At 62.8% G+C, this 20,132-nt stretch carries 17 protein-coding genes; 5 read left to right on the forward strand and 12 right to left on the reverse strand.

The annotated features are described in order from the left end of the window. Positions 1 to 89: 89 nt before the first annotated feature. A complete protein-coding gene (locus NUH87_RS03145) occupies positions 90 to 2,927 on the reverse strand; it encodes a dermonecrotic toxin domain-containing protein (RefSeq protein ID WP_338524686.1) in 2,838 nt (945 codons plus the stop codon). A 126-nt stretch (positions 2,928 to 3,053) separates the two neighbouring features. Beyond that, on the reverse strand, positions 3,054 to 4,076 hold the full coding sequence (gene sohB, locus NUH87_RS03150) for a protease SohB (protein ID WP_338524687.1): 1,023 nt from the start codon (positions 4,074 to 4,076) through the stop codon (positions 3,054 to 3,056). Between the two features lie 208 nt (positions 4,077 to 4,284). Here sohB and NUH87_RS03155 point away from each other — a divergent pair, with 208 nt between their 5' ends. The 5 genes from NUH87_RS03155 to NUH87_RS03175 all read left to right on the forward strand — a co-directional run bounded on the left by NUH87_RS03155 (position 4,285) and on the right by NUH87_RS03175 (position 8,721). Then, on the forward strand, positions 4,285 to 4,995 hold the full coding sequence (locus NUH87_RS03155) for a histidine phosphatase family protein (RefSeq protein ID WP_338524688.1): 711 nt from the start codon (positions 4,285 to 4,287) through the stop codon (positions 4,993 to 4,995). Positions 4,996 to 5,057: 62 nt separating this feature from the next. After that, positions 5,058 to 5,372 carry an SCP2 sterol-binding domain-containing protein gene (locus NUH87_RS03160; RefSeq protein WP_338524689.1) on the forward strand — a complete coding sequence of 105 codons (315 nt, stop codon included), beginning with the start codon at positions 5,058 to 5,060 and terminating at the stop codon, positions 5,370 to 5,372. 282 nt (positions 5,373 to 5,654) lie between these two features. Beyond that, a complete protein-coding gene (locus tag NUH87_RS03165) occupies positions 5,655 to 6,722 on the forward strand; it encodes a phosphotransferase family protein (RefSeq protein WP_338524690.1) in 1,068 nt (355 codons plus the stop codon). Between the two features lie 26 nt (positions 6,723 to 6,748). Then, the gene (locus tag NUH87_RS03170; protein WP_040067756.1) at positions 6,749 to 7,516 is read left to right on the forward strand and encodes an SDR family oxidoreductase; all 768 of its coding nucleotides are present in this window, start codon (positions 6,749 to 6,751) and stop codon (positions 7,514 to 7,516) included. Positions 7,517 to 7,605: 89 nt separating this feature from the next. Next, complete coding sequence (locus NUH87_RS03175) at positions 7,606 to 8,721, forward strand: Gfo/Idh/MocA family oxidoreductase (protein WP_338524691.1); 1,116 nt, start codon at positions 7,606 to 7,608, stop codon at positions 8,719 to 8,721. 41 nt (positions 8,722 to 8,762) lie between these two features. Here NUH87_RS03175 and NUH87_RS03180 read toward each other — a convergent pair whose 3' ends face one another. From NUH87_RS03180 to NUH87_RS03225, 10 genes are all read right to left on the reverse strand, one after another. Beyond that, positions 8,763 to 9,779, reverse strand: coding sequence for an ABC transporter substrate-binding protein (locus NUH87_RS03180; RefSeq protein WP_338524692.1), 1,017 nt, complete (start codon positions 9,777 to 9,779; stop codon positions 8,763 to 8,765). Between the two features lie 103 nt (positions 9,780 to 9,882). Further along, positions 9,883 to 10,086 carry a hypothetical protein gene (locus tag NUH87_RS03185; protein WP_338524693.1) on the reverse strand — a complete coding sequence of 68 codons (204 nt, stop codon included), beginning with the start codon at positions 10,084 to 10,086 and terminating at the stop codon, positions 9,883 to 9,885. Further along, the gene (locus tag NUH87_RS03190) at positions 10,086 to 10,553 is read right to left on the reverse strand and encodes a hypothetical protein (RefSeq protein ID WP_338524694.1); all 468 of its coding nucleotides are present in this window, start codon (positions 10,551 to 10,553) and stop codon (positions 10,086 to 10,088) included. Before NUH87_RS03190 ends, NUH87_RS03185 begins: the two co-directional genes overlap by 1 nt. Before the next feature lie 485 nt (positions 10,554 to 11,038). After that, a complete protein-coding gene (locus NUH87_RS03195) occupies positions 11,039 to 12,655 on the reverse strand; it encodes a methyl-accepting chemotaxis protein (RefSeq protein WP_338524695.1) in 1,617 nt (538 codons plus the stop codon). Positions 12,656 to 12,854: 199 nt separating this feature from the next. Then, positions 12,855 to 13,259, reverse strand: a complete 405-nt coding sequence (locus NUH87_RS03200) for a TraR/DksA family transcriptional regulator (RefSeq protein WP_040067743.1) — start codon at positions 13,257 to 13,259, stop codon at positions 12,855 to 12,857. A 347-nt stretch (positions 13,260 to 13,606) separates the two neighbouring features. Further along, positions 13,607 to 14,905 carry an acetyl-CoA C-acetyltransferase gene (locus NUH87_RS03205; RefSeq protein WP_338524696.1) on the reverse strand — a complete coding sequence of 433 codons (1,299 nt, stop codon included), beginning with the start codon at positions 14,903 to 14,905 and terminating at the stop codon, positions 13,607 to 13,609. Continuing rightward, positions 14,902 to 15,795: a MaoC/PaaZ C-terminal domain-containing protein gene (locus NUH87_RS03210; RefSeq protein ID WP_338527065.1), complete on the reverse strand. Its 894-nt coding sequence runs from the start codon at positions 15,793 to 15,795 to the stop codon at positions 14,902 to 14,904. The genes NUH87_RS03205 and NUH87_RS03210 overlap by 4 nt, the downstream gene beginning before the upstream one ends. Before the next feature lie 3 nt (positions 15,796 to 15,798). Further along, the gene (locus tag NUH87_RS03215; protein ID WP_338524697.1) at positions 15,799 to 17,151 is read right to left on the reverse strand and encodes a 3-oxoacyl-ACP reductase; all 1,353 of its coding nucleotides are present in this window, start codon (positions 17,149 to 17,151) and stop codon (positions 15,799 to 15,801) included. A 128-nt stretch (positions 17,152 to 17,279) separates the two neighbouring features. After that, positions 17,280 to 18,425: an HlyD family secretion protein gene (locus NUH87_RS03220; RefSeq protein ID WP_338524698.1), complete on the reverse strand. Its 1,146-nt coding sequence runs from the start codon at positions 18,423 to 18,425 to the stop codon at positions 17,280 to 17,282. Continuing rightward, positions 18,422 to 20,083 carry an MFS transporter gene (locus NUH87_RS03225; RefSeq protein ID WP_338524699.1) on the reverse strand — a complete coding sequence of 554 codons (1,662 nt, stop codon included), beginning with the start codon at positions 20,081 to 20,083 and terminating at the stop codon, positions 18,422 to 18,424. Before NUH87_RS03225 ends, NUH87_RS03220 begins: the two co-directional genes overlap by 4 nt. Between the last annotated feature and the right edge of the window lie 49 nt (positions 20,084 to 20,132).

A 20,132-nucleotide genomic window follows, 5' to 3' on the forward strand; every position in this document is an offset into this window, starting at 1 on the left:
CGGCCTGAACCAACGACTGAAAGGGGACAGGCCAAGCGTATCCTGGGCGGTATAAGGATCTCGGGCAATCTGACCGACAATCTGTTCTTTCAGCCAGGCACCTCGTTCCGCGCCGCTGAACCCAAGGGCAACGCGATCAGGTTCAGGCAGGGCATGAACCATCGCGTCGAAAATATTATCCGCCCGCCCCAGGAGCGCCCCGAGTGATCGAAGGCGCTGTACTGTCGACCGACCTTGAGAATCACCCGGGGCGTGGCGATATCCGGATCCCCCGCCGTTTCAAGTGCCTCGCTGGTAAAGCGCTGTTCGCGCAACTCAATCCGCAACCCGTTCTCCGGCCAGCCCGGTAATTGCTCAAGCGTATGCAGCGCGAGACGGTCGGCCTGGGCGTATCGCGGGGCCAGCAAATACCAGCTCTCGCACACCCGGTTAAGCTGCAACCGCTTGAGGTACCAGCGGATTTCCTCCGAGAACCGTAGCGGCACCCGCTCGTTCAAGAGCGCGAGTTCGGCGCTGCGCGCATGGGCGATCAACTCCCGGGCAACACTTCCCGGCAAGCCGGGGAACACCCCGAGAATACGATTGATCCTCTCGTCGTGGGTTTTCTCACTCGCCGTATACAACTCCTCGAACAGCCATTGCCTTCGCTGTGCGGCCCATTGTCTGAGGCGCTGGCTCAGTACCCGGGCACGCACCTCATTGTCCGCCAGCTCAGCACCGAGCAGCGTGTGGCGCTCAGACTCGCTCAACATGTTCAGCGTCGACTTGAGCAGGTCGCCATTCTTGAGTTGTGACTCGATGATCTGAAACGAGGAGAACTGCTCGGAAGTGCGCCGACCGTACTCCTCCATGACGTCTCCCAAACCATTGAGCACCTGGACGACCCGGTTTTCCGGCCAGTCGGGCAGCGACGTCAGCACCCGCAAGCGCAGATCGCCCTGCTCCACCGTTCGCGATATGGTGTCGGGCACCTCGCCGATAAAATCGCTGATGGCCTGGTCGATCCTGAAGCGCTTGATCGTATCGAGCAGCAGCGCGGGCGCCGGCTGATTGTCCGCCAGGGCTTTGCGCAACACATTCTCCTGGGCGGAACACAACTGACGGATCTGCAATCGCAACGGCTCGCTGAGTCCGGCGATGGGTTCACCGAGGCGTCGGAACAATTGCTCCACGTGCCAGTCCGCGACTCGCTCGTAAATCGTTTGCCAGACACCCGTACGGTTGAACCTGAGCGGCACGGCGTGGAACGCTTCGCCTCCCGGGTGCTCAATCCGCCATTGCAGGCGCACGCTGTCATACCTCACGGCATACACCTTCCCTGACAGCGGTAGATAGAGCTTGCCCTGAAACGGATAAAGCCCCACCTCATTGGCCTGGAGATCCTCGGGCAGACGGATCTCACGCTCATAGGGGGCAAGATCGGCCTTCCACAAGCGGCGCTGGCCTCTTGGCCCTTCAACGGGAATCAAGGCGTCGACTGAAGTCGGGGACCGAGTCTTGAACAGCGCCTTGCCGCCCTTCACCACCACGGCCCCGGCCGCCAACAGGGCGATGTCCTCAGCCACACCCAGCAGATAACCGAGGGCCTCGCGTTTGTCCCCGAGTTGCCAAGCCGCAAATCCGTCATAGACCTCCACGACCATATTCACCACGGCCGCCGCCAGGATGATCTCGCCGATCACCGGCACGAACGAAATGGCCAACGCCAACAGGCTCAGCCCGGCCTCGCGATAAGCGTCCAGACGCGCCTGGCGCACCCGGGCATCGACGTCGGCCGTGGGTACGGCCAGTTGCCGCGCGTGCGCCTTGATCTGGCGGTAGCGTTGCTGCTGGAAACTTTCGAACAGGTCGCCACTGACGGGCACTTCGCTCAACGGGATATACCGAGCGATCGCCGGTACGGGCGGCCATTCTCGATCCAGGAACTGCAAGTTGTCATTCAGGGTCCGAAAGAACCGCAACCGCTGCTCTTCGGGAACAAAGCGGCTGAAGAACTTCTGGTAAGACGGGTCTCGAAGCTTCAGGGTCAGATCATGTTCGAAATGGACAAAGCTGCTGTACCGTTTCAAAGGACCGCGGGGGTCATCCGGAATATAGGCAACGCAGGGCAACTCCGTAGTGTCCGACAGCCCTGCGCCAATGACCACCCAACCGCTCAATTCGATAGCGAACATCTTCATTCGACTGCAATGAACCCGTTTTCCACCGAGCCTCAATTCTGTTTCGCCCTCGACCAGCGACAGGAGTAAATCATAGGTCGCCGGTGCGATATCCCCCTTCATGTAGGCAATGTCGGCGGTCACCGCCAGCGCCTGTTTGTCATACTCGGCAAAGTGCTGCCTTACCGACAAGGCGCCGCTGGCTGGCGGCGGATCGGGAGGATTGAAAACACTGTCGATATGCGCCTGATACAAGGCCCCCAAGTCCAGCGTTCGACAAGCCCAGGCAAAGTCTTCCGGTGCAAGCGAGACGTTGGTGCCCGGAGCGCCACCGGGAAACTGGACAGCGGCCTTGCCTGCCAGCGCCCCCCGCTCGGTCTCGCCAGCCTCGAAGTTCTGCAAGGCCGCCTCCAGCAGCGTTTGTCTGTGGACGAAGGTATAGAGTTTGTCCTCGAAGATACTGGACAGATAAGTTGCATCGACCCTGACAAACCGGGCACTTTGCAATTTCGGGTCGCCGTTGATCTGCCTTTCCAGCGCCTGGACCAGAAGTGGCGTGCAGAACCCATCAATATTCTGGAAACGCGCCATGATCTGTCGAACTTCATGCCTCGACATTTCCAGCGCCAACAGATGTTCACGAAATGACAGGCGTATTTCCGGAGCGGCCCGGTAGAACCAAGCGGGAATCTTCTCTTTGACCGTATCGAAATGAATGCCTGCCTCGGCAGGTGCCGAGACTTGCTCAATGACTTTTGCTTCTTCCATGGCAATCAACCTGGATATCCATTAAAGACTCCAGCGTATTGATCACTTGGCGAAAGAGGGGCGTATTTATAGCTGACAGGATGGCTTCCATCGGTGAACACCGACAGAAGCCATTACCAGGGGACCTTACCAGAAACGCTGCTGGGTCAGGCGACTCCACCAATTGAGCAGCACACGATCCAGCGAGCTGCTGGCAGCCAGGCCGACACGCTCTTGCAGGCTTTTGCGTTCGGCATAGTGCAGGTGGAACAACTCGGCCTGCTTGGCGCGCTCGGCGAGGTATTCATCGCTGGTCTTCAGTTCGTCCACCAACTGTTTGTCCAGGGCGGCGACACCCAGCCAGACTTCGCCGGTGGCGACTTCATCGATGGCCAGTTGCGGGCGATACTGCGAGACAAAGTTCTTGAACAAATGATGGGTGATGTCCAGGTCCTGCTGAAACTTCTCACGCCCCTTCTCGGTGTTTTCGCCGAAGACGGTCAAGGTCCGTTTGTACTCGCCGGCGGTCAGCACTTCGAAATCGATATCGTGCTTCTTCAGCAACTTGTTGACGTTGGGCAGCTGCGCCACCACGCCGATGGAGCCGAGGAAGGCAAAGGGTGCGCTGATGATCTTGTCGCCGATGCACGCCATCATGTAGCCACCGCTGGCCGCCACCTTGTCGATGCACACGGTCAGCGGTACGCCGGCCTGACGGATACGCGCCAGCTGCGAGGAAGCCAGGCCATAGCTGTGGACCATGCCGCCGCCGCTTTCCAGGCGCAGTACCACCTCGTCCCTAGGCGTTGCCAGGCTGAGCAGCGCGGTGATCTCGTGACGCAGGCTTTCGGTGGCCGAAGCCTTGATATCGCCAGCGAAATCCAGCACGAACACCCGCGACTTGCTCTCGTGCTGCTTCTTGTGTTTTTTCTCGCTCTTGGCCTGCTGCTTGCGCAGGGTCTTGAGCTGGTCCTTGTCCAGCAGGTTCTGCTCCAGGCGCTCACGCAGGCCCTTGTAGAAGTCGTTGAGTTTGCTGACCTGCAGCTGCCCCGCGGACCTGCGCCGACCTTTGCTGCGCAGCGAGGCAGCGGTCACCAGGACCACGACGATCGCAATGACGAGGGTGACGGTTTTCGCCAGAAAGCTGGCGTACTCGGCAAGAAACTCCACGGTGACTCCTTACAAAACCAGGCGGCCCCCGGCTGTGGGGGCTCACGACACTTCAAGCATACCGTCGGGACGGTGCTGCGACCAGTTATGGCACGGCTTGAATTGTGTCTCTAACAAACATTTCAAACGAGCGTATGTTTTTTGATTGACAGGCTTCCGGCATCCTCATAACCTCGCCAGACCTTCAACGTACCGGGACGACGCGGACGTGGGCAGCATCTATCTGATTCGACATGGCCAGGCCTCCTTCGGTGCGGACGACTACGACGTGCTGTCGCCGATCGGCATTCGCCAGGCCGAAGTCCTGGGCCAGCACCTGGCCGACCTGGGCCTGAGCTTCGACCGCTGCCTGGCCGGCGACCTGCGCCGCCAGCAACATACCGCGCTCACCGCCCTGCAGCAGTGCAGCGCCGCCGGCCTGTCGACTCCTCTGCTCGAGACCGATTCGGCCTTCAACGAATTCGACGCCGACGCGATCATCCACGCACTGTTGCCCGGCTTGCTGCCGGAAGAACCCGAGGCACTGCACATCCTGCGCAACGCCGCGCAAAACCGTGGCGAGTTCCAGCGCCTCTTCGCCCTGATCATCGAGCGCTGGCTCGACGGCCGCCATGACACCCCGGAGCTGGAAAGCTGGCAGGGCTTCGTCGCCCGGGTCGAGGGCGGGCTGCAGCGGATTCTCGAACAGGCGGACAATCGCCAGAAAATCGCCGTATTCACCTCCGGCGGGACCATCACCGCCCTGCTCCACCTGATCACCCGAATTCCGCCCAGGGAAGCCTTCGAGCTGAACTGGCAGATCGTCAACACCTCGCTCAACCTGCTCAAGTTTCGCGGTCGCGAGGTGGCCCTGGCTTCCTTCAACAGTCAAGCGCACCTGCAACTGCTGAAGGCCCCGGAGCTGATCACCTTTCGATAAGCTCCGGCCCACCCTGACCCTTGTGGGGTCGTCACCGTATTTACCCATAAAAGGATCGCAGCATGACCTCTGTAGCCCACGCCGTAGAAGCAATGAAAGCCAAGTTCAACCCAGCTGCCGCTGCCGGCCTGGACGTCGTCTTCGGTTTCCGTATCGATGAAAGCCAGCACTTCTCGCTGATCGTCAAGGACGGCACCTGCGAACTGGTGGAAGGTGAAAACCCGGATGCCAACGTGACCCTGGTTACCGACGGCGAAACCATGAAAGGCATCGTCAGCGGCGAAACCGACGGCATGCAGGCGTTCATGGGCGGCAAGCTGCGCGTCGAAGGCGACATGATGCTGTCGATGAAACTGAGCGAGCTGTTCCCGGCCTGATTCACGCCTCAGGATATTCGAGACCCGATCGCTCGCGATGCCCAGCCAGGCATCGCGGGCATCGGGTTTCGCGCGTTATCGTCGACCTCCGTCGCGAGCCAACCGGCTCCGGCGTTCCCCACTCTGGCCAAGCAACGCTTTCCCTCTACGCTGACACATCAGGCACGCTGATCATCCTGCAACACGCCGACCTATAAGACCGGACGGTGCTTGTGGGCAGGCAGGGCGAGCATTAGATTAGTCAATAATCTCTGGCCTCCAGAATAAGCAGAAGGGATAAGCATGGCGCTTACTGACCAGTCCACCCGTATCCGTGCAGGCGAAGAGCTCGATGTCGGCCTGATCGATCCGTACCTCAAGGCGCACATTCCAGGCCTGCACGGCCTGCCGAATATCAGCCAGTTTCCCGGCGGCGCCTCGAACCTGACCTACCTGATCCGCTACCCGGAACAGGAATTCGTCCTGCGTCGCCCGCCGTTCGGCCACAAGGCCAAGTCCGCCCACGACATGGGCCGCGAGTTCCGCATCCTCAACCAGCTCAAGGACGGTTTCCCGTACTGCCCCAAGGCCTATGTACATTGCACCGACGAATCGGTGATCGGGGCCGAGTTCTATGTGATGGAACGGGTCGAAGGCATCATCCTGCGCTCCGACCTGCCACCGGAACTGGGCCTGGATGCCGCGCAAACCGAAACCCTGTGCAAGAGCTTCATCGACCGGCTGGTGGAACTGCACCAGGTCGACTACAACGCCTGCGGCCTGGCTGACCTCGGCAAGCCGGAGGGCTACGTCGTGCGACAGATCCGTGGCTGGAGCGAGCGTTACGAAAAAGCCCTGACCCCCGACGCGCCGAGCTGGGAAGCCGTGCGGGCCTGGCTCAATGACAAGATGCCCGCCGACCATCCGACCTCGAGCATCGTGCACAACGACTACCGCTTCGACAATGTGATCCTCGACCCGCACAACCCGATGCAGATCATCGGCGTGCTCGACTGGGAGCTGACCACCATCGGCAACCCGCTGATGGACCTGGGCAATACCCTGGCCTACTGGATCGAGGCCGGCGACCCGGCACCGGTGCAATTGATGCGCCGCCAGCCGAGCCACGCCCCCGGCATGCTGACCCGTCGCCAGTTCGTCGACTACTACGCCGAACGCTCGGGGATCGCCATCGACAACTTCGACTTCTACTACACCTACGGCCTGTTCCGCCTGGCCGGTATCGTGCAGCAGATCTACTACCGCTTCTTCCACGGCCAGACCCAGGACAAACGCTTCGCGCAGTTCATTCACATGAACAAGCTGCTGGAGCAGATGAGCCTGCAAGTCATCCACGCCTCCCGCCTCTGACCGCGCCTACAACAAGGAAAATAACCATGTCCAAGACCCAGTTGTTCGACCTCGACGGCAAGATCGCCTTTGTCTCCGGCGCCAGCCGCGGGATCGGCGAGGCGATTGCCAAGCTGCTGGCCCAGCAAGGCGCGCATGTGATTGTCTCGAGCCGCAAGCTCGAAGGCTGCCAGCACGTCGCCGACGCCATCATCGCCGAGGGCGGCAAAGCCACTGCCATCGCCTGTCATATCGGCGAAATGGAACAGATCAGCCAGGTCTTCGCCGGCATCCGCGAGCAGTTTGGGCGCCTGGACATCCTGGTCAACAACGCCGCCACCAACCCGCAGTTCTGCAACGTGCTGGATACCGACCTCAGCGCCTTCCAGAAAACCGTCGATGTGAACATCCGCGGCTACTTCTTCATGTCGGTGGAAGCCGGCAAGCTGATGCGCGAACATGGCGGTGGCAGCATCATCAACGTGGCCTCGATCAACGGTATCTCCCCGGGTATTTTCCAGGGCATCTATTCGGTGACCAAGGCCGCCGTGATCAACATGACCAAGGTCTTCGCCAAGGAGTGCGCGCAATTCGGCATTCGTTGCAACGCCCTGCTGCCGGGCCTGACCGACACCAAGTTCGCCTCGGCGCTGGTAAGCAACGAAACGATCCTCAAGACCGCCCTGCAACAGATCCCCCTCAAGCGGGTTGCCGCACCGAGCGAAATGGCCGGGGCCGTGCTGTATCTGGCCAGCGATGCGTCCAGCTACACCACCGGGGTGGCGCTGAATGTGGACGGGGGCTTCCTGTCCTGACATCGAAATAAAAATTCCATCAGTTGAATTTATTGAATTTAAATTCTATAAATAGCCCTTCCTGAAAATAACAATCAAAGGATGCGGCGATGGACGAGTTGGGAATAGGCTTGATCGGCACGGGCTTCATGGGCCGCGCCCACGCACTGGCATTTCACAATGCCAGTGCGGTGTTCGAACTGCCGCTGAAGCTGCGCCTGGTGGCGCTGGCGGATGCCGATACACACCGCGCCGAATCCTGTGCCAGGGCCTGGGGCTTCGAGCAGGCCTACGGTGACTGGCAACAACTGATTGACGATCCGCGGGTTGGGCTGGTGGCCATCACCACGCCCAATCACCTGCATTTCCCCATGGCCATGGCTGCCCTCGCGGCGGGCAAGGCGGTGTACTGCGAAAAGCCCCTGGCGGTCGACCTGGACCAGGCCACGCGAATGCGTGACGCGGCGCGCCAGGCCGGCGTGATCACCCGAGTGGGCTACAACTACCAACACAATCCGACGATCGACCTCGCTCGGGAGTTGATCCGCAGCGGCGAACTGGGTGAGATCGTCGGTTTCCAGGGCGAATTCAGCGAAGATTTCATGGCCGACCCCGCCTCGCCCTGGTCCTGGCGCTGTGAAGCGCAACATGCCGGCGGCGCACTGGCCGACCTGGGCAGCCATCTGCTGGCCATGGCCCGGCACCTGATCGGCGATATCACGGCGGTCTGTGCCGACACCCGTACCGTCCACCCACAGCGTCCCGCCAGCGCCGGCAGCCGGGAGACCCGCCCGATTGCCGTCGATGACCAGGTCCACGCCCTGCTGCGCTTCGCCAACGGTGCCCGGGGTACTTTCAGCAGCAGCTGGCTCAAGCACGGCTACAAGAACCACCTGAGTTTCGAAATCAGTGGTACCCAGGGCACCTTGGCCTTCGACCAGGAGCGCCTCAACGAACTGCGGCTCTGTCGCGTCGGCCAGAGCGGTTTCCAGCGCCTGCTGGCCGGACCGGACCAGCCTCGTTACGCGGCCTTCAGCCCCGCCGCCGGGCATCAGCTGGGTTACAACGAGCTCAAGACCCTGGAGGTCCAGGCGCTGATCGAGGCGCTGGCCGGCCAAGGCCAGACGGGGACGGACTTCGAAGAAGCCTGGCAGGTGGAGCGCCTGGCGACGGCGATTCGCCAGGCGGCCCGGGAACAACGCTGGGTCGACGTCAGCGAGTTCTAGAAACGGGTGGGAGCGCTGCTCCTACAGCCCTCCCTTGCACGCTATTTGAGACTGGCAGCGACCTTCGCTGCCACATCCCCGGGCAGCCAGGCCTTCCAGACGTCCGGATGTTCCTTGAGAAACGCCTCCGTCACCTGGCGTGTCGGCAGGCGTTCTTCACTCATTTTCGCCAACGCCTGGTTCAACAGGTCGATCGGCAGGTCGACCTTGGCGAAAAACGTCACCACCTGCGGGTACTTCGCCTTGAACGGCGACGAGACGCCAATGCTCAACTTCGAGGCCAGGGAACGGCTCGGTTTCGGGTCGGGATTGTTCGGGTCGGTCAGGGTTTTCCAGGCCTCGGCGTCAAAGGCCGGTTCCTGGAGCTGGACCAGCTTGAACTTGCCCAGCAATGGCGTCGGCGACCAGTAATAGAACAGGATCGGTTTGCCACGCCGAATCGACGAGGTGATCTCCGCATCCAGCGCGGCCCCGGAGCCACTGCGAAAGTTGACGTAACTGTCGTTCAGGCCATAGGCCTTGAGCTTCTGTTGATTGACGATTTCCGAGGTCCAGCCGATCGGGCTGTTGAGAAAACGGCCCTTGCCCGGTGCCTCGGGGTCCCTGAAGACATCCTTGTAGCGAGCCAGGTCCGCGACCCCGCGCAGCTCCGGCGCCAGAGGCTTGATGCCGCGCTCCGGGTCACCCTTGATCACATACTCGGGGACCCACCAGCCCTCGGTGGCGCCCTTGACGGTATCGCCAACGGCCACGACCTCTCCCGCCGCTTCGGCCTTGACCCACGCTGGGCTGCGTCCGGCCCACTCCTCGCCGATGACCTGGATATCATTCTTGGCCAGGGCGGTTTCCAGGGTCACGGTGGTGCCGGGCAACATGTCGGTCGGCAGGCCGTAACCTTTTTCGACGATGTAACGCAGGATATCGGTAATCAGGCTGCCACTTTCCCAGTTCAGGTCGGCGAAATGGATCGGCTGGGCGGCGGCCCGAACCTGAAGGGGCATGGCGGTGACACAGAATACAGCCAGGGCACTGACGAGCAGCGCGCGCAATCCTTTCATGGAATTACCTCGATCAGGGGTCGTCTCTCGGCGAAAAACCGAAAGCCCGAACGCTTCAGTCAACTGAACTGTAGTCGAGGTTCCCGGGTTGGTGCGTAATCGATCAACGAGCGTCTTGCGCCTGAAGCTGCTGCAATTCCCGCCGGACCATGCTGACATACTCGGCCGGCCCCAAGGCATAAAGCTGCGCCGCGACCCAGTTGAGCCAGGCGCCCTGCAGTTCGGCCTTGCGCTCGAACAGCCGGCGGGCCTCGGCACTGGCCTGCGGCAGATGCTCGCGGTGGAACTCGGCCCGGGTCGAACTCATTACTCGCTGGCCTTGAACGTCAATTCGCCCTTGCGCCAGCGGGCGGCCTTCTTGGTCACGTCCTTGAGGGTCTTGCTCAAGCCACCTTGCAACTGTTCGTGGGCGGCAAACACCATCACCACGCCATGCCCTTCCTTGAACACGATCCCATGGCCTTCCGGCACGGTGACATAGGCATAGTCGCCCAGGCCATAGACCGTCAGTTTGATCTCGCGAAACTTGATGTCGAACTTGCCGCCCTCGCGACTGGGCAATACCGCGGCCCGAAAGTGATCGCCCACCTTCAGCTCCAGACGCGGCTTGTCGTCGACCACCAGGGAGGTTTCGGTGTCGATCTCGGCAATGTAGATGCCTTCGGCGGTTTGTTCGGTGATATAGACGAAACGTGATTGAAACTGTTTGACCAGCTTGGCCCGAAGATCACCCAGCACAAACAATGCATGCATATCCAGATTACTGACTGCCAACGAAAAGCCCTCAAACTCGAAAAATGGAGCTGCCCGGCGAGTGCCAGGCAACACAAAACGATCGGTCACTGCCGTCGGTTACTGAATAGAAAGCCCTGATGTTTGCCCGAGCGGCCTGGCGATGGCCACCCGTGCGCAGAAAGCCTAATGGATACAAGGTCCCATGACTTCTGCGAAGCGTCATCAGCGCTTGAAGGAAAACACCGCATTGTGCCGATCACGGGAAACCGGCAACTGAATTTGCGAGGGAAGGCCTTCCTGAAAAAAAGTAATTTCCGACATGCAGATTGAAAAAATGCCCAGGATGAAATCAGCCCCCTGGCACTGGAAGTGATTCTAGAACACGTCAGGCCATTGGGGCCAATCAAACTGCGAGCGAGCAGTATCTTACAGGACAAAAAGTACTCAATCGTATTCAGTCTGTCGCAAATGCCCTGCCGGAGCAATCGTCGGGCCTGCGGCTCCTACCGTAATAGCGTTCGGTCTCAGCCCTTGTGCGGCGCGCTTTCCGGCTTGTAGCCCAGGCGCAGTCCACCCCAATGGCGGCCCTTGACCATGATCGGTACCGACAGGTCATGCATCAGCTCACCGGTATCGCGGGTGTAGGTCTGCAGCAGCACAGGCTGTTGGTGACTGCCACAGCGGATTCCCGTACGGTCGTCGAACTTGCGCTTGGTCCGGTTGTGCAGCGTGTCATGCTGCGGATCGCCGGTCAGGGGTTGGCAAAAAGCCTGGTTGTGGGTCGGCACATAACCCTGGGGCGTACAGGCAATGGCGAACACCAGGCCTTCATGGCGGGCCAGCAAGGGTTCCTGGATCATCGGCAGGACCTGATCGGTATAGCGATCGAAGCGCGTCTGGTATTTGGCCGGCGAAGTATTGGCAATCGGCTGGTAAGTGCGATCGAACAGATCATCAAGACCGATACGGTTCTGTTCGATGTCTGCCTCGAAACGCGCGGCAATCTGTCCCGCCCCCTCACGAGCAAGATCGTAGGCCCGTTGGTGGTAGTCATCCAGGCCGACCTCGGCCAGGCGCTGGCTGATGGTCTCGGCCTGCCCTTCCATCTGTATCGCCGCTTCGGTCAGGTGCCGGGTCTGCTGGTCGCTGACGGCCAGGTCGCCGCGCATCTGTTCCACGGCGGTGAACAAGCTGTCCAGTTGCTCGCGATTGCTCTGTGCGCCGCGGGCGATCTCGCCCACCTGCGCTTCGACACTGGCGGCCAGGCTGGCGATATTCTCCAGGTGCCGGCCAGTATGCTCGACCTGCTCCACACCACCGTCCAGGTCCTGGGCCAACTGACGGATCTGCTCCACGACCTGGGTGGTACGTTGCTGGATGTCGGCCACCATGACCCCGACCTCGTCGGTCGCCGTGGCCGTGCGCCCGGCCAGCCCGCGCACCTCGTCGGCCACCACGGCAAAGCCGCGACCATGCTCGCCGGCGCGCGCCGCCTCGATCGCGGCGTTGAGGGCCAGCAGGTTGGTCTGGCTGGCGATCGCCTGGATCACCAGGGTCACGCGCTGGATCTCCTCGCTGCGCAGGCTCAAGGCCTCGATCAGCTCGCGGCTGGCATTGGCCTGCCGGCTGAGCCGGTGCATGCGGCCGATGGACTCCGACAGCACCGCATGCCCCTCGGCGCTGCTGCCGCGCGCCTCACTGGCCGAGCCGAGGGCCTGCTGACTCAATTGGGAGGTCGTGCGCTCGGTGTCGATCACCTGTTCGGCACTGGCGACAATCTGCGCGGCGGCGTTGAGCTGCGACTGCACCTTGCCGGCCAGCTGCTTGACCGAAAAGGCCACGCCGGCGGCGGACAGGGCATTATGGCTGGTGGTATAGGACAGGTCGCGGGTCAATGCCGACAGGGCATCGCCGCCCTGGACGACTGACACCGGGACCTGGCGTCCCCGCAGGCGTGGCAACCAGACCAGCAACAAGGCCAGCGGCAGGCAAACGATCAAGGTCCAACCGGCGAAGGCCATGGCCGACAGCAACAGCGCCAACCCCACGCTCTGTATCAGCGGCGTGAGCCAGCAAAGCGCCGGTTTCGCTTCCACGTCCGCTTGCGCCACGACCCCAGGCAGAACTCCCTCTCCAGACATAGGCTTACCCACTTGAGCTTCTTAGTTGTTTTTTTGCATTAAACGCCACTATAGGGCCATTAGCCATGGTCCGTTAGTTGTAGGGCGTTCGAGTCAACAAGGTTGCAGTGGGGGGAGTCTGGGGGGCGGGCCTGCTCGCGATGGCGATGCAAGCCGCACCGCCGCTATCGCCAGCAAGCCGGCTAAAGGGAACGAAGCATCAGGCCTGGCGCTGGTGCTTGTCGATCTGCTCGTGACGTTCCTGGGCTTCGATGCAGTATTTGGTGGTCGGGCTGATCAGCAGGCGCTTGAGGCCGATCGGCTCGCCGCTGTCATCACACCAGCCGAAGGAATCGTCGCTGATGCGCAGCAGCGCCTGTTCCAGTTGCGGCAGCATGCGCTGGTCGCGGTCGATGGCGTTCACCAGCCAGGTACGTTCTTCTTCAACGGAAGCGGCGTCAGCCGGGTCAGCCGGGGTATCGAGACTCTCGATGGCAATACGGTTCTGCTCGATACGCTCGTGGGTTTCGACTTTCATCGCTTGCAACAGCTCGGTAAAGAAAGCCAGTTGCTCGGCGTTCATGTAGTCGTCCGCCGGCATGGCCAGCAACTTTTCCTTTGTCATTGATTTCTCTATAGAAAATACGTGCATTAAGGCGAATTAGGGAGCGTTCTGAACACCTGAGGGGATGCACAGAAAGGCGCCGTCCATTCCAAGCGCCACCCGGCACTCAATTTACGAGGGGCGGCAGTCTAAGGCCGAGTTATCGAGTCAGCAACTGAAATGACAGCAAAAACGTCCGACACGCCCGCACAGACGCTCTGGCGCCCGTCCCGTGGAGACGTATCGGAGTGTGTTTATAACAAGAAATTCCGTGCAAAGCGCCTGTTAAGGAGACAAATGGTCACGCAGGCGCGGCGTAGTACCTTGCCTACAGTGGTCTTGGGCGACTCCTTGCGTATTTTGTTGTTTCATTTTTCGACGATAGCGGTCACCCCCAGCCCGCCGGCGGCACAGACGGAGATCAGTCCGCGACCCTGGCCGCGCTCGTCGATCGCCTTGGCCAGGCTTGCCAGCAGTCGCCCACCCGTGGCGGCAAACGGGTGCCCGCAGGCCAGCGAGCCGCCATTGACGTTGAGCTTGCCACGGTCAATCGAGCCCAGCGCCGCGTCCAGGCCGAGGCGTTCGCGGCAATAGCCGGGGTCTTCCCAGGCCTTGAGGGTACAGAGCACCTGGGCGGCGAAGGCTTCGTGGATCTCGTAGAAGTCAAAGTCCTGCAACGTCAGGCCTTCGCGGGCCAGCATCCGCGGCACGGCGTAGGCCGGCGCCATCAGCAGCCCCTCGGTGCCATCGACGAAATTCACCGCCGCCGTTTCACCCGTACGCAGGTAAGCCAACACCCGCAGGTTGTTCGCCTGCGCCCACGCCTCGCTCGCCAGCAGGACCACCGAGGCGCCATCGGTCAACGGCGTCGAGTTGCCGGCGGTCAGGGTGCCGCTGTGCTTGTCGTAGGCCGGCCCCAGACCGGCCAGTTTCTCCAGGCTGGTATCGGCACGCAGGTTGTTATCACGTTTCAACCCGCGATAAGGGCTGATCAGGTCATCGAAGAAACCGCGTTGGTAGGCGGCATCGAGCCGCTGGTGACTGGTCAGCGCCAGCTCGTCCTGGGCCAGTCGCCGGATCTGCCAGCGCTTGGCCATATCCTCGCAGTGTTCGCCCATGGACAGCCCGGTGCGCGGTTCGCCGTTGCGCGGCAGCAGCGGTTTGAAGAACATCGACGGACGCACCTCGAGCAGGCTGCGCAGCCTGTCGCCCAGGCTTCTGGCCCGATTGGCCCGCAACAGGATCTGGCGCAGGGATTCGTTGATCGCGACAGGCGCGTCCGAGGTGGTATCGGCACCGCCGGCAATCCCCACTTCAATCTGCCCCAGGGCAATCTTGTTGGCCACCAGCAATGCCGCTTCAAGACCGGTGCCGCAGGCTTGCTGCACATCGTAGGCCGGCGTCTGCGGCGACAGGGTTGTGGACAGCAGCGACTCGCGGGCCAGGTTGAAATCCCGCGAATGCTTGATCACCGCCCCCGCGGCGAACTCCCCCAGGCGCTTGCCCTCAAGGCCGTGGCGATCGATCAAGCCTTGCAAGGCAGCCACCAGCAGGTCCTGGTTGCTGTCCTGGACGTAGACCGTATTGGAGCGGGCAAACGGAATCCGATTGCCGCCGAGGATCGCGACCCGACGCACCGGTGCCGGGTTGAAGCTGTAGGCACTCATGGTCGATCTCCCTCGATAAAGAGTCCGCGCATATGCGGCTTGTCCCCCGTCAGGTTGCGGACTTCGAATTCATGGCGCGTGCCCGTTGGCGGCACATTCCACAGCGTGGCGCTGCCGGGCAGGAAGATCGGCAGCTTGAATTCGCAGGTCAGCTGCGCAACCGTCAGGGGCCGCGGCGGTTGCTGCGCCGCCAGTGCGCGGCCGAGGGTCCACATGCCATGGGCGATGGCCCGCGGAAAACCGAACAGGCGGCCCCCCAGCCAGGAGGTGTGGATTGGATTGTGGTCGCCGGACACCCGGGCAAAACGCCGTCCCAAGTCCGCCGGCAACGACCAGCGCTGCGTGCGCACGAGGGCCGCCTCGTCGAGGTCCAATACGCCCTGCCAAGGCTCGCCCACGGGCGCGCTGACACCACGGCGCAGGTACAGGCTTTCACTTTCCCAGGCCAGGCTGCCGTCGCCTTTGCCCCGGGTGACGATCAGCACCGCCTGGCCCTTGGGGTGCGCCACCCAACGCTCGCAATGCACCTCCAGGCGCAAGGCCTGCCCGGGCTCCAGGCGCTGGTACTGGCGAATGCGATTGGCCAGATGGACCATGCCGCTGGCCGGCCAGGGAAAGGTCGGGCTGGTCAGCAGCAGCAAGTGCAAGGGAAAGGCCAGGGTATGGGGAAACGACAACGGCACCCCGTGCTCGGGGCGAAAACCGCAGGCCCGGGCATAGCGGGCAATGTCCGCGGACGCCAGCTCCGCCGCCGGACGGACCAGGTGCTCGTCGGGCAATCGTGGTGGCCCAGCCAGCCGGGGCTTGCGCAAACTGCACAAACCGTCCCAGAGCAGGCGGGCGCTGGAAGGCGGCGGGTCGACGATGCGAATGGAGGAGTCCGGCTTCATCATTCAGGCCCCCATCAGGCTTTGCCCGCAGACGCGGACCACCTGCCCATTGATCCCGCCGGAGGCCGGATGCGCCAGCCAGGCAATGGTCTGCGCCACATCCTCGGGCTGCCCGCCCTGGGCCAGGGAGTTCATCCGCCGTCCCGCCTCACGGAGCAGCAGCGGAATCTTCGCGGTCATCTGCGTCTCGATAAACCCCGGCGCCACGCCGTTGATCGTCACCTGCCGGCGCGCCGCCAAAGGCGCCAGGCCCTGCACCAGGCCGATCACCCCGGCCTTGGAAGTGGCATAGTTGCACTGCCCCAGGTTGCCGGCGATACCGGCAATCGACGACACCCCGATAATCCGTCCGCCGGGATTGATCCCCTGCCCCCCCAGCAAGGCCGTGCTCAGCCGCAACGGCGCCTCCAGGTTCACCGCCATGACCTTGCGCCAGGCGGCTTCGGTCATTTTCGCCAGGGTCTTGTCCTGGGTGATGCCGGCGTTGTGCACGACGATGTCGAAGCTGCCTTGCTCGCCGGCAAATGCCAGCAGCCGCTCGGCCGCCTGGGGCGCGGTGATGTCCAGGGCCAGCGCGGTTCCCCCCAGGGACGCCGCCACTGACTGCAACTCCGCCTCCACGGCGGGGATATCCAGGCAGACGACCTGGGCGCCCTCGCCCGCCAGTACCTGGGCGATGGCCAGGCCGATACCTCGACACGCCCCGGTGACCAGGGCGCGACGCCCGGTGAGAGGCTTGTCCCAGAGTATGTCCCCGGGAAAGTCCACCGGCTCGGCGATCCGTACCACCTGGCCGCAGACATAGGCCGAACGCCGGGACAGAAAGAAGCGCACGCTGCTGTCCATTTCCGTCTCGGCACCGGGTTGGACATAGAGCAGTTGCACAGTGATCGCCCTGCGCAGCTCCTTGCCCAGGGAGCGCACGAAACCCTCCAGGGCACGCTGCGCCACCGTGTGGGCCAGGTCCGTGCAGTGTTCCGGCGGCGTGCCGAGGACCAGCACCCGGCCGTGGGCGCTCAGGCGCCGAACATTGGCGTGGAAAAAACGGTACAGCTCGTCCAGTTGCGGCACGTCAGCCAGGCCGCTGGCATCGAACACCAGCCCCCGGACCTTGACCGTGGAGGGTGCGTCGATGCGGGCGGGTACGGCGGCCACCGTGTCGGTGGCGGCGAAAATCCGTTGCAACTCGCCTGACAGGCGGCCCTGGGGTCCTGCCGCGAGTACCACCGGATTGAGCAGGTTGCCCGCCTGGCCCGGGCGATAGCGTTGCAACGGCAGGGGTTGCGGCAGGCCCAGGGTCCGGGCCAGCCAGTGCCCCCAGGGGGTATTGGTGAATGAAAGATAACCGTCAGCCATGAATGGATACCTGGATCGCAGGGTCGGCCTATTCACCATAGCGCCCGAGCAGCGCCCCTTCCTCACCACTGATCAGTTGCAAGGCGATGATGGAGAGCCGCCACCGCCGATTTGAAAGCCCTGGCCTGTCAGTCCGGCTCTACGGGCTGGACCTGGCTGGCGGTATCGATACTCACCACCACCGACATCCCCGGGCGCAGCCGATTGAGCTCTTCCTGCCCCGGATCCACTATGATCCGCACCGGCACCCGCTGGGCGATCTTGACGAAGTTGCCGGTGGCGTTGTCGGCCTGCAACAGGCTGAACTCCGAACCGGTCGCCGGGGCAATGCGCTGCACCCGCCCGGTAAACCGACGATGATTGAGCGCATCGACGGTAAAGCTCGCCGCCTGTCCCTCGCGCACCGCCGCCATCTGCGTCTCCTTCATGTTGGCAATCACCCAGTGCCGATCCGGCACCAGGGCCATCAGTTGCGCGCCGGAGTTCACATAGGCCCCCAACCGGACCCCGATCTGCCCCAACTGGCCATCCCGGGGAGCGGTGATACGGGTATTCGACAGGTCGATCCGCGCCAGTTCCACGGCCGCCTCGGCGTTGCTCACCGCCGCCTCCAGCGAACCGCGGTTGACCAGCACGGTTTGCAGGTCCTGGCGGGAGATATCCAGCGCCGCCTGGGCCTGGGCCACCGCCGCGCCGGTCTGGGCATGGTCGGCGCGGGTCACGTCCAGCTCGCGCCGGGACACCGAGCCATCGGTGATCAGCGCCTCGTTGCGCTTGAGGTCGGCGCTGCTCTTGAGCATCTGGGCCCGGCTGTTGTCGAGGGCCGCCTGGCGCTGCACGATGGTCGCCTCGGCACTGCGCCGTTGTTGCAGGTTGTTCGCCAGGGCGGCCTTCTGCACCGCGAGCTGGGCCAGCGCCTGGTCCAGTCGCTGCTTATAGATGCGGTCATCGAGGCGCACCAGCAGGTCACCGGCCTTGACGAACTGGAAGTCCTGCACCGGCACCTCGAAGACGTAGCCGCTGAGCTGCGGACCGATCAGCGTCACCTGTCCGCGAACCAGGGCGTTCTCGGTGCTTTCGATGGCGCTGCCGAACGGCGGCAGTTGCCAGGCATACAGCACGATCAACACGCCGATGATCGCAATGGCGGCAAAACCCAGGGAAGAGACGATCCGCACCCCCAGGGACCTCGGCTCGGTGGACGAGGCGCCCGCTGGGGTGACGCCTTCGGGGGTGGCGGCAATGGCATTGGTCGTGGTCGCAGGTTGGCTCATCGTGAAGGGGCACCGCTGGTGGGAGTGGAGGACGGGGCGTTGCGGGCGATCTTCTTGTTCATGCTGAGCAACCACAGGCTGCGAGCGAAGATCCACAGCATGGTCAATACCGCGATCACCGCGATCAGCATGAAGACGTCGTTATAAGCCAGGACGTTGGCCTCCCTTGTGGCGGACGCGGCCAGCGACTGCATGCCTTGGGTGATCCGCGCCGACGGGTCGAAGATAACCCCCGCATAGGCCGCGCCGCCGCTTTGCAGGCGTGCGGCAACCTGCGGGTCGATCAGGGTCAGGTGTTCGACGATGCTGCTGGAGTGAAATTTCTCCCGCGCCACCTGGAACGTCCCCAGCAAGGCGGAGCCGATCAGGCCGCCGAGGTTGTTGCAGATCCCGAACAACACCGAAAAGCTCACCAGGTTGCGCGGGTTGGTCATCACGTTGCGGGTACCCAGGGCCATGGTCGGGCCGAGGAAGAAGGTCCCGCCGAAGGCCAGCAGGAACTGGCTGGCGTACATGTTGGCCGGGCGCGTCAGGTTGTTGGAGAAACTGTCCATGGACGAGCCGACCGCCATCAACGCCAGGGAGATGACCAACGGCTTGAGCAGATGATCGGGGTGAATGGTCAGGGCACTGACCGCCAGTCCGGCGATACTGCCCAGCAGCATCACGGCATAGAGGCTGCGCATCTGCTCACTGCCCATGTTCAAGGCCTGAAGGAACCCCACCGCGCCGGTGGACTGCTCCGACAGCACCATGCGGATCAGGATCACCGCCAGCCCCAGGCGGATCATCGCCCCGCTGCCCAGCCAGCGGGTCATCAGCATCGGGTTGCTGCGGTTGTGTTCAATGGCAAGCCCGGCGAGGATCAGGACGATGGAAGCCGCCGAGGCGATCCCGATCCAGGGCGCCTCCAGCCACCAGTCGATCCGCCCCAGGGACAGCACCGCACACAGCAGCGCCACGCCGGTGGCGAGGATCGCGAAGGTCAGGAAGTCGAGTTTTTCAAAGGTCTTGAAGCGATCGCCCGGCGGCAGCTTGAGCAGGAGCACACAGCCCAGGGCCGCCAGGGCCAGTCCCAGCTCGAACAGATACAGTCCGCGCCACTCGGCGATCTGCAGCAGGTCCTCGGAAAACAGCCGCGCCAGGGGCAACGCCAGTTGCGAGGTCCCCAGCCCCAGTACCAGGGCCTTGAGCCGCCACTTCGCCGGGAAGGCCTGGATCATGTAGTACAACCCCAGGGAATTGAGGGCCGCCCCAACCATGCCGTGGGCCGCCCGCACGGCAATCGCCGAACTCAGGTCGTTGACGAACAGATGACCGAAGGTCACCAGCGCATAGAGCACCAGGAACACCTCGGTAAAGGCCCGCAGGCCGAACTGCTGGCGGAACTTCACCAGCAACAGGTTCATCGAGACGTTGGTCATGACGTAGGCCGCCGGCAGCCAGGCCATCTCCGCCGTGGTCGCACCCAGCGCGCCTTGCAGGTACGGCTGGTTGGCGATCACCAGCGAGTTGCCCAGCCCGCCGGTCAGGGCCACCAGCAGTCCGACCATGGCATAGGCCCAGCGCCTGGGCGTGGAATGCAACGGCGTCGACGGCGATCCCGGCAGGCTGGGGCGCTCGTGGGGCAGCCAGTCGCGCGGTGCATAGTGGTTCATCCGGGGCCCTGCTCCATGCACTGGAATACGAGTCTCTTGTGTTGTTTCA

The organism is Pseudomonas batumici, assembly GCF_036585405.1.
In the GTDB taxonomy this organism is placed as follows: Bacteria; Pseudomonadota; Gammaproteobacteria; order Pseudomonadales; family Pseudomonadaceae; genus Aquipseudomonas; species Aquipseudomonas batumici.

Excerpts from the sequence above, each read along its gene's own strand:
- NUH87_RS03145 (WP_338524686.1), bottom strand. The coding sequence starts at position 2,927 with ATGGAAGAAGCAAAAGTCATTGAGCAAGTCTCGGCACCTGCCGAGGCA.
- NUH87_RS03160 (WP_338524689.1), top strand. The coding sequence starts at position 5,058 with ATGACCTCTGTAGCCCACGCCGTAGAAGCAATGAAAGCCAAGTTCAAC.
- NUH87_RS03165 (WP_338524690.1), top strand. The coding sequence starts at position 5,655 with ATGGCGCTTACTGACCAGTCCACCCGTATCCGTGCAGGCGAAGAGCTC.
- NUH87_RS03170 (WP_040067756.1), top strand. The coding sequence starts at position 6,749 with ATGTCCAAGACCCAGTTGTTCGACCTCGACGGCAAGATCGCCTTTGTC.
- NUH87_RS03175 (WP_338524691.1), top strand. The coding sequence starts at position 7,606 with ATGGACGAGTTGGGAATAGGCTTGATCGGCACGGGCTTCATGGGCCGC.
- NUH87_RS03180 (WP_338524692.1), bottom strand. The coding sequence starts at position 9,779 with ATGAAAGGATTGCGCGCGCTGCTCGTCAGTGCCCTGGCTGTATTCTGT.
- NUH87_RS03185 (WP_338524693.1), bottom strand. The coding sequence starts at position 10,086 with ATGAGTTCGACCCGGGCCGAGTTCCACCGCGAGCATCTGCCGCAGGCC.
- NUH87_RS03195 (WP_338524695.1), bottom strand. The coding sequence starts at position 12,655 with ATGTCTGGAGAGGGAGTTCTGCCTGGGGTCGTGGCGCAAGCGGACGTG.
- NUH87_RS03200 (WP_040067743.1), bottom strand. The coding sequence starts at position 13,259 with ATGACAAAGGAAAAGTTGCTGGCCATGCCGGCGGACGACTACATGAAC.
- NUH87_RS03205 (WP_338524696.1), bottom strand. The coding sequence starts at position 14,905 with ATGAGTGCCTACAGCTTCAACCCGGCACCGGTGCGTCGGGTCGCGATC.
- NUH87_RS03210 (WP_338527065.1), bottom strand. The coding sequence starts at position 15,795 with ATGAAGCCGGACTCCTCCATTCGCATCGTCGACCCGCCGCCTTCCAGC.
- NUH87_RS03215 (WP_338524697.1), bottom strand. The coding sequence starts at position 17,151 with ATGGCTGACGGTTATCTTTCATTCACCAATACCCCCTGGGGGCACTGG.
- NUH87_RS03220 (WP_338524698.1), bottom strand. The coding sequence starts at position 18,425 with ATGAGCCAACCTGCGACCACGACCAATGCCATTGCCGCCACCCCCGAA.
- NUH87_RS03225 (WP_338524699.1), bottom strand. The coding sequence starts at position 20,083 with ATGAACCACTATGCACCGCGCGACTGGCTGCCCCACGAGCGCCCCAGC.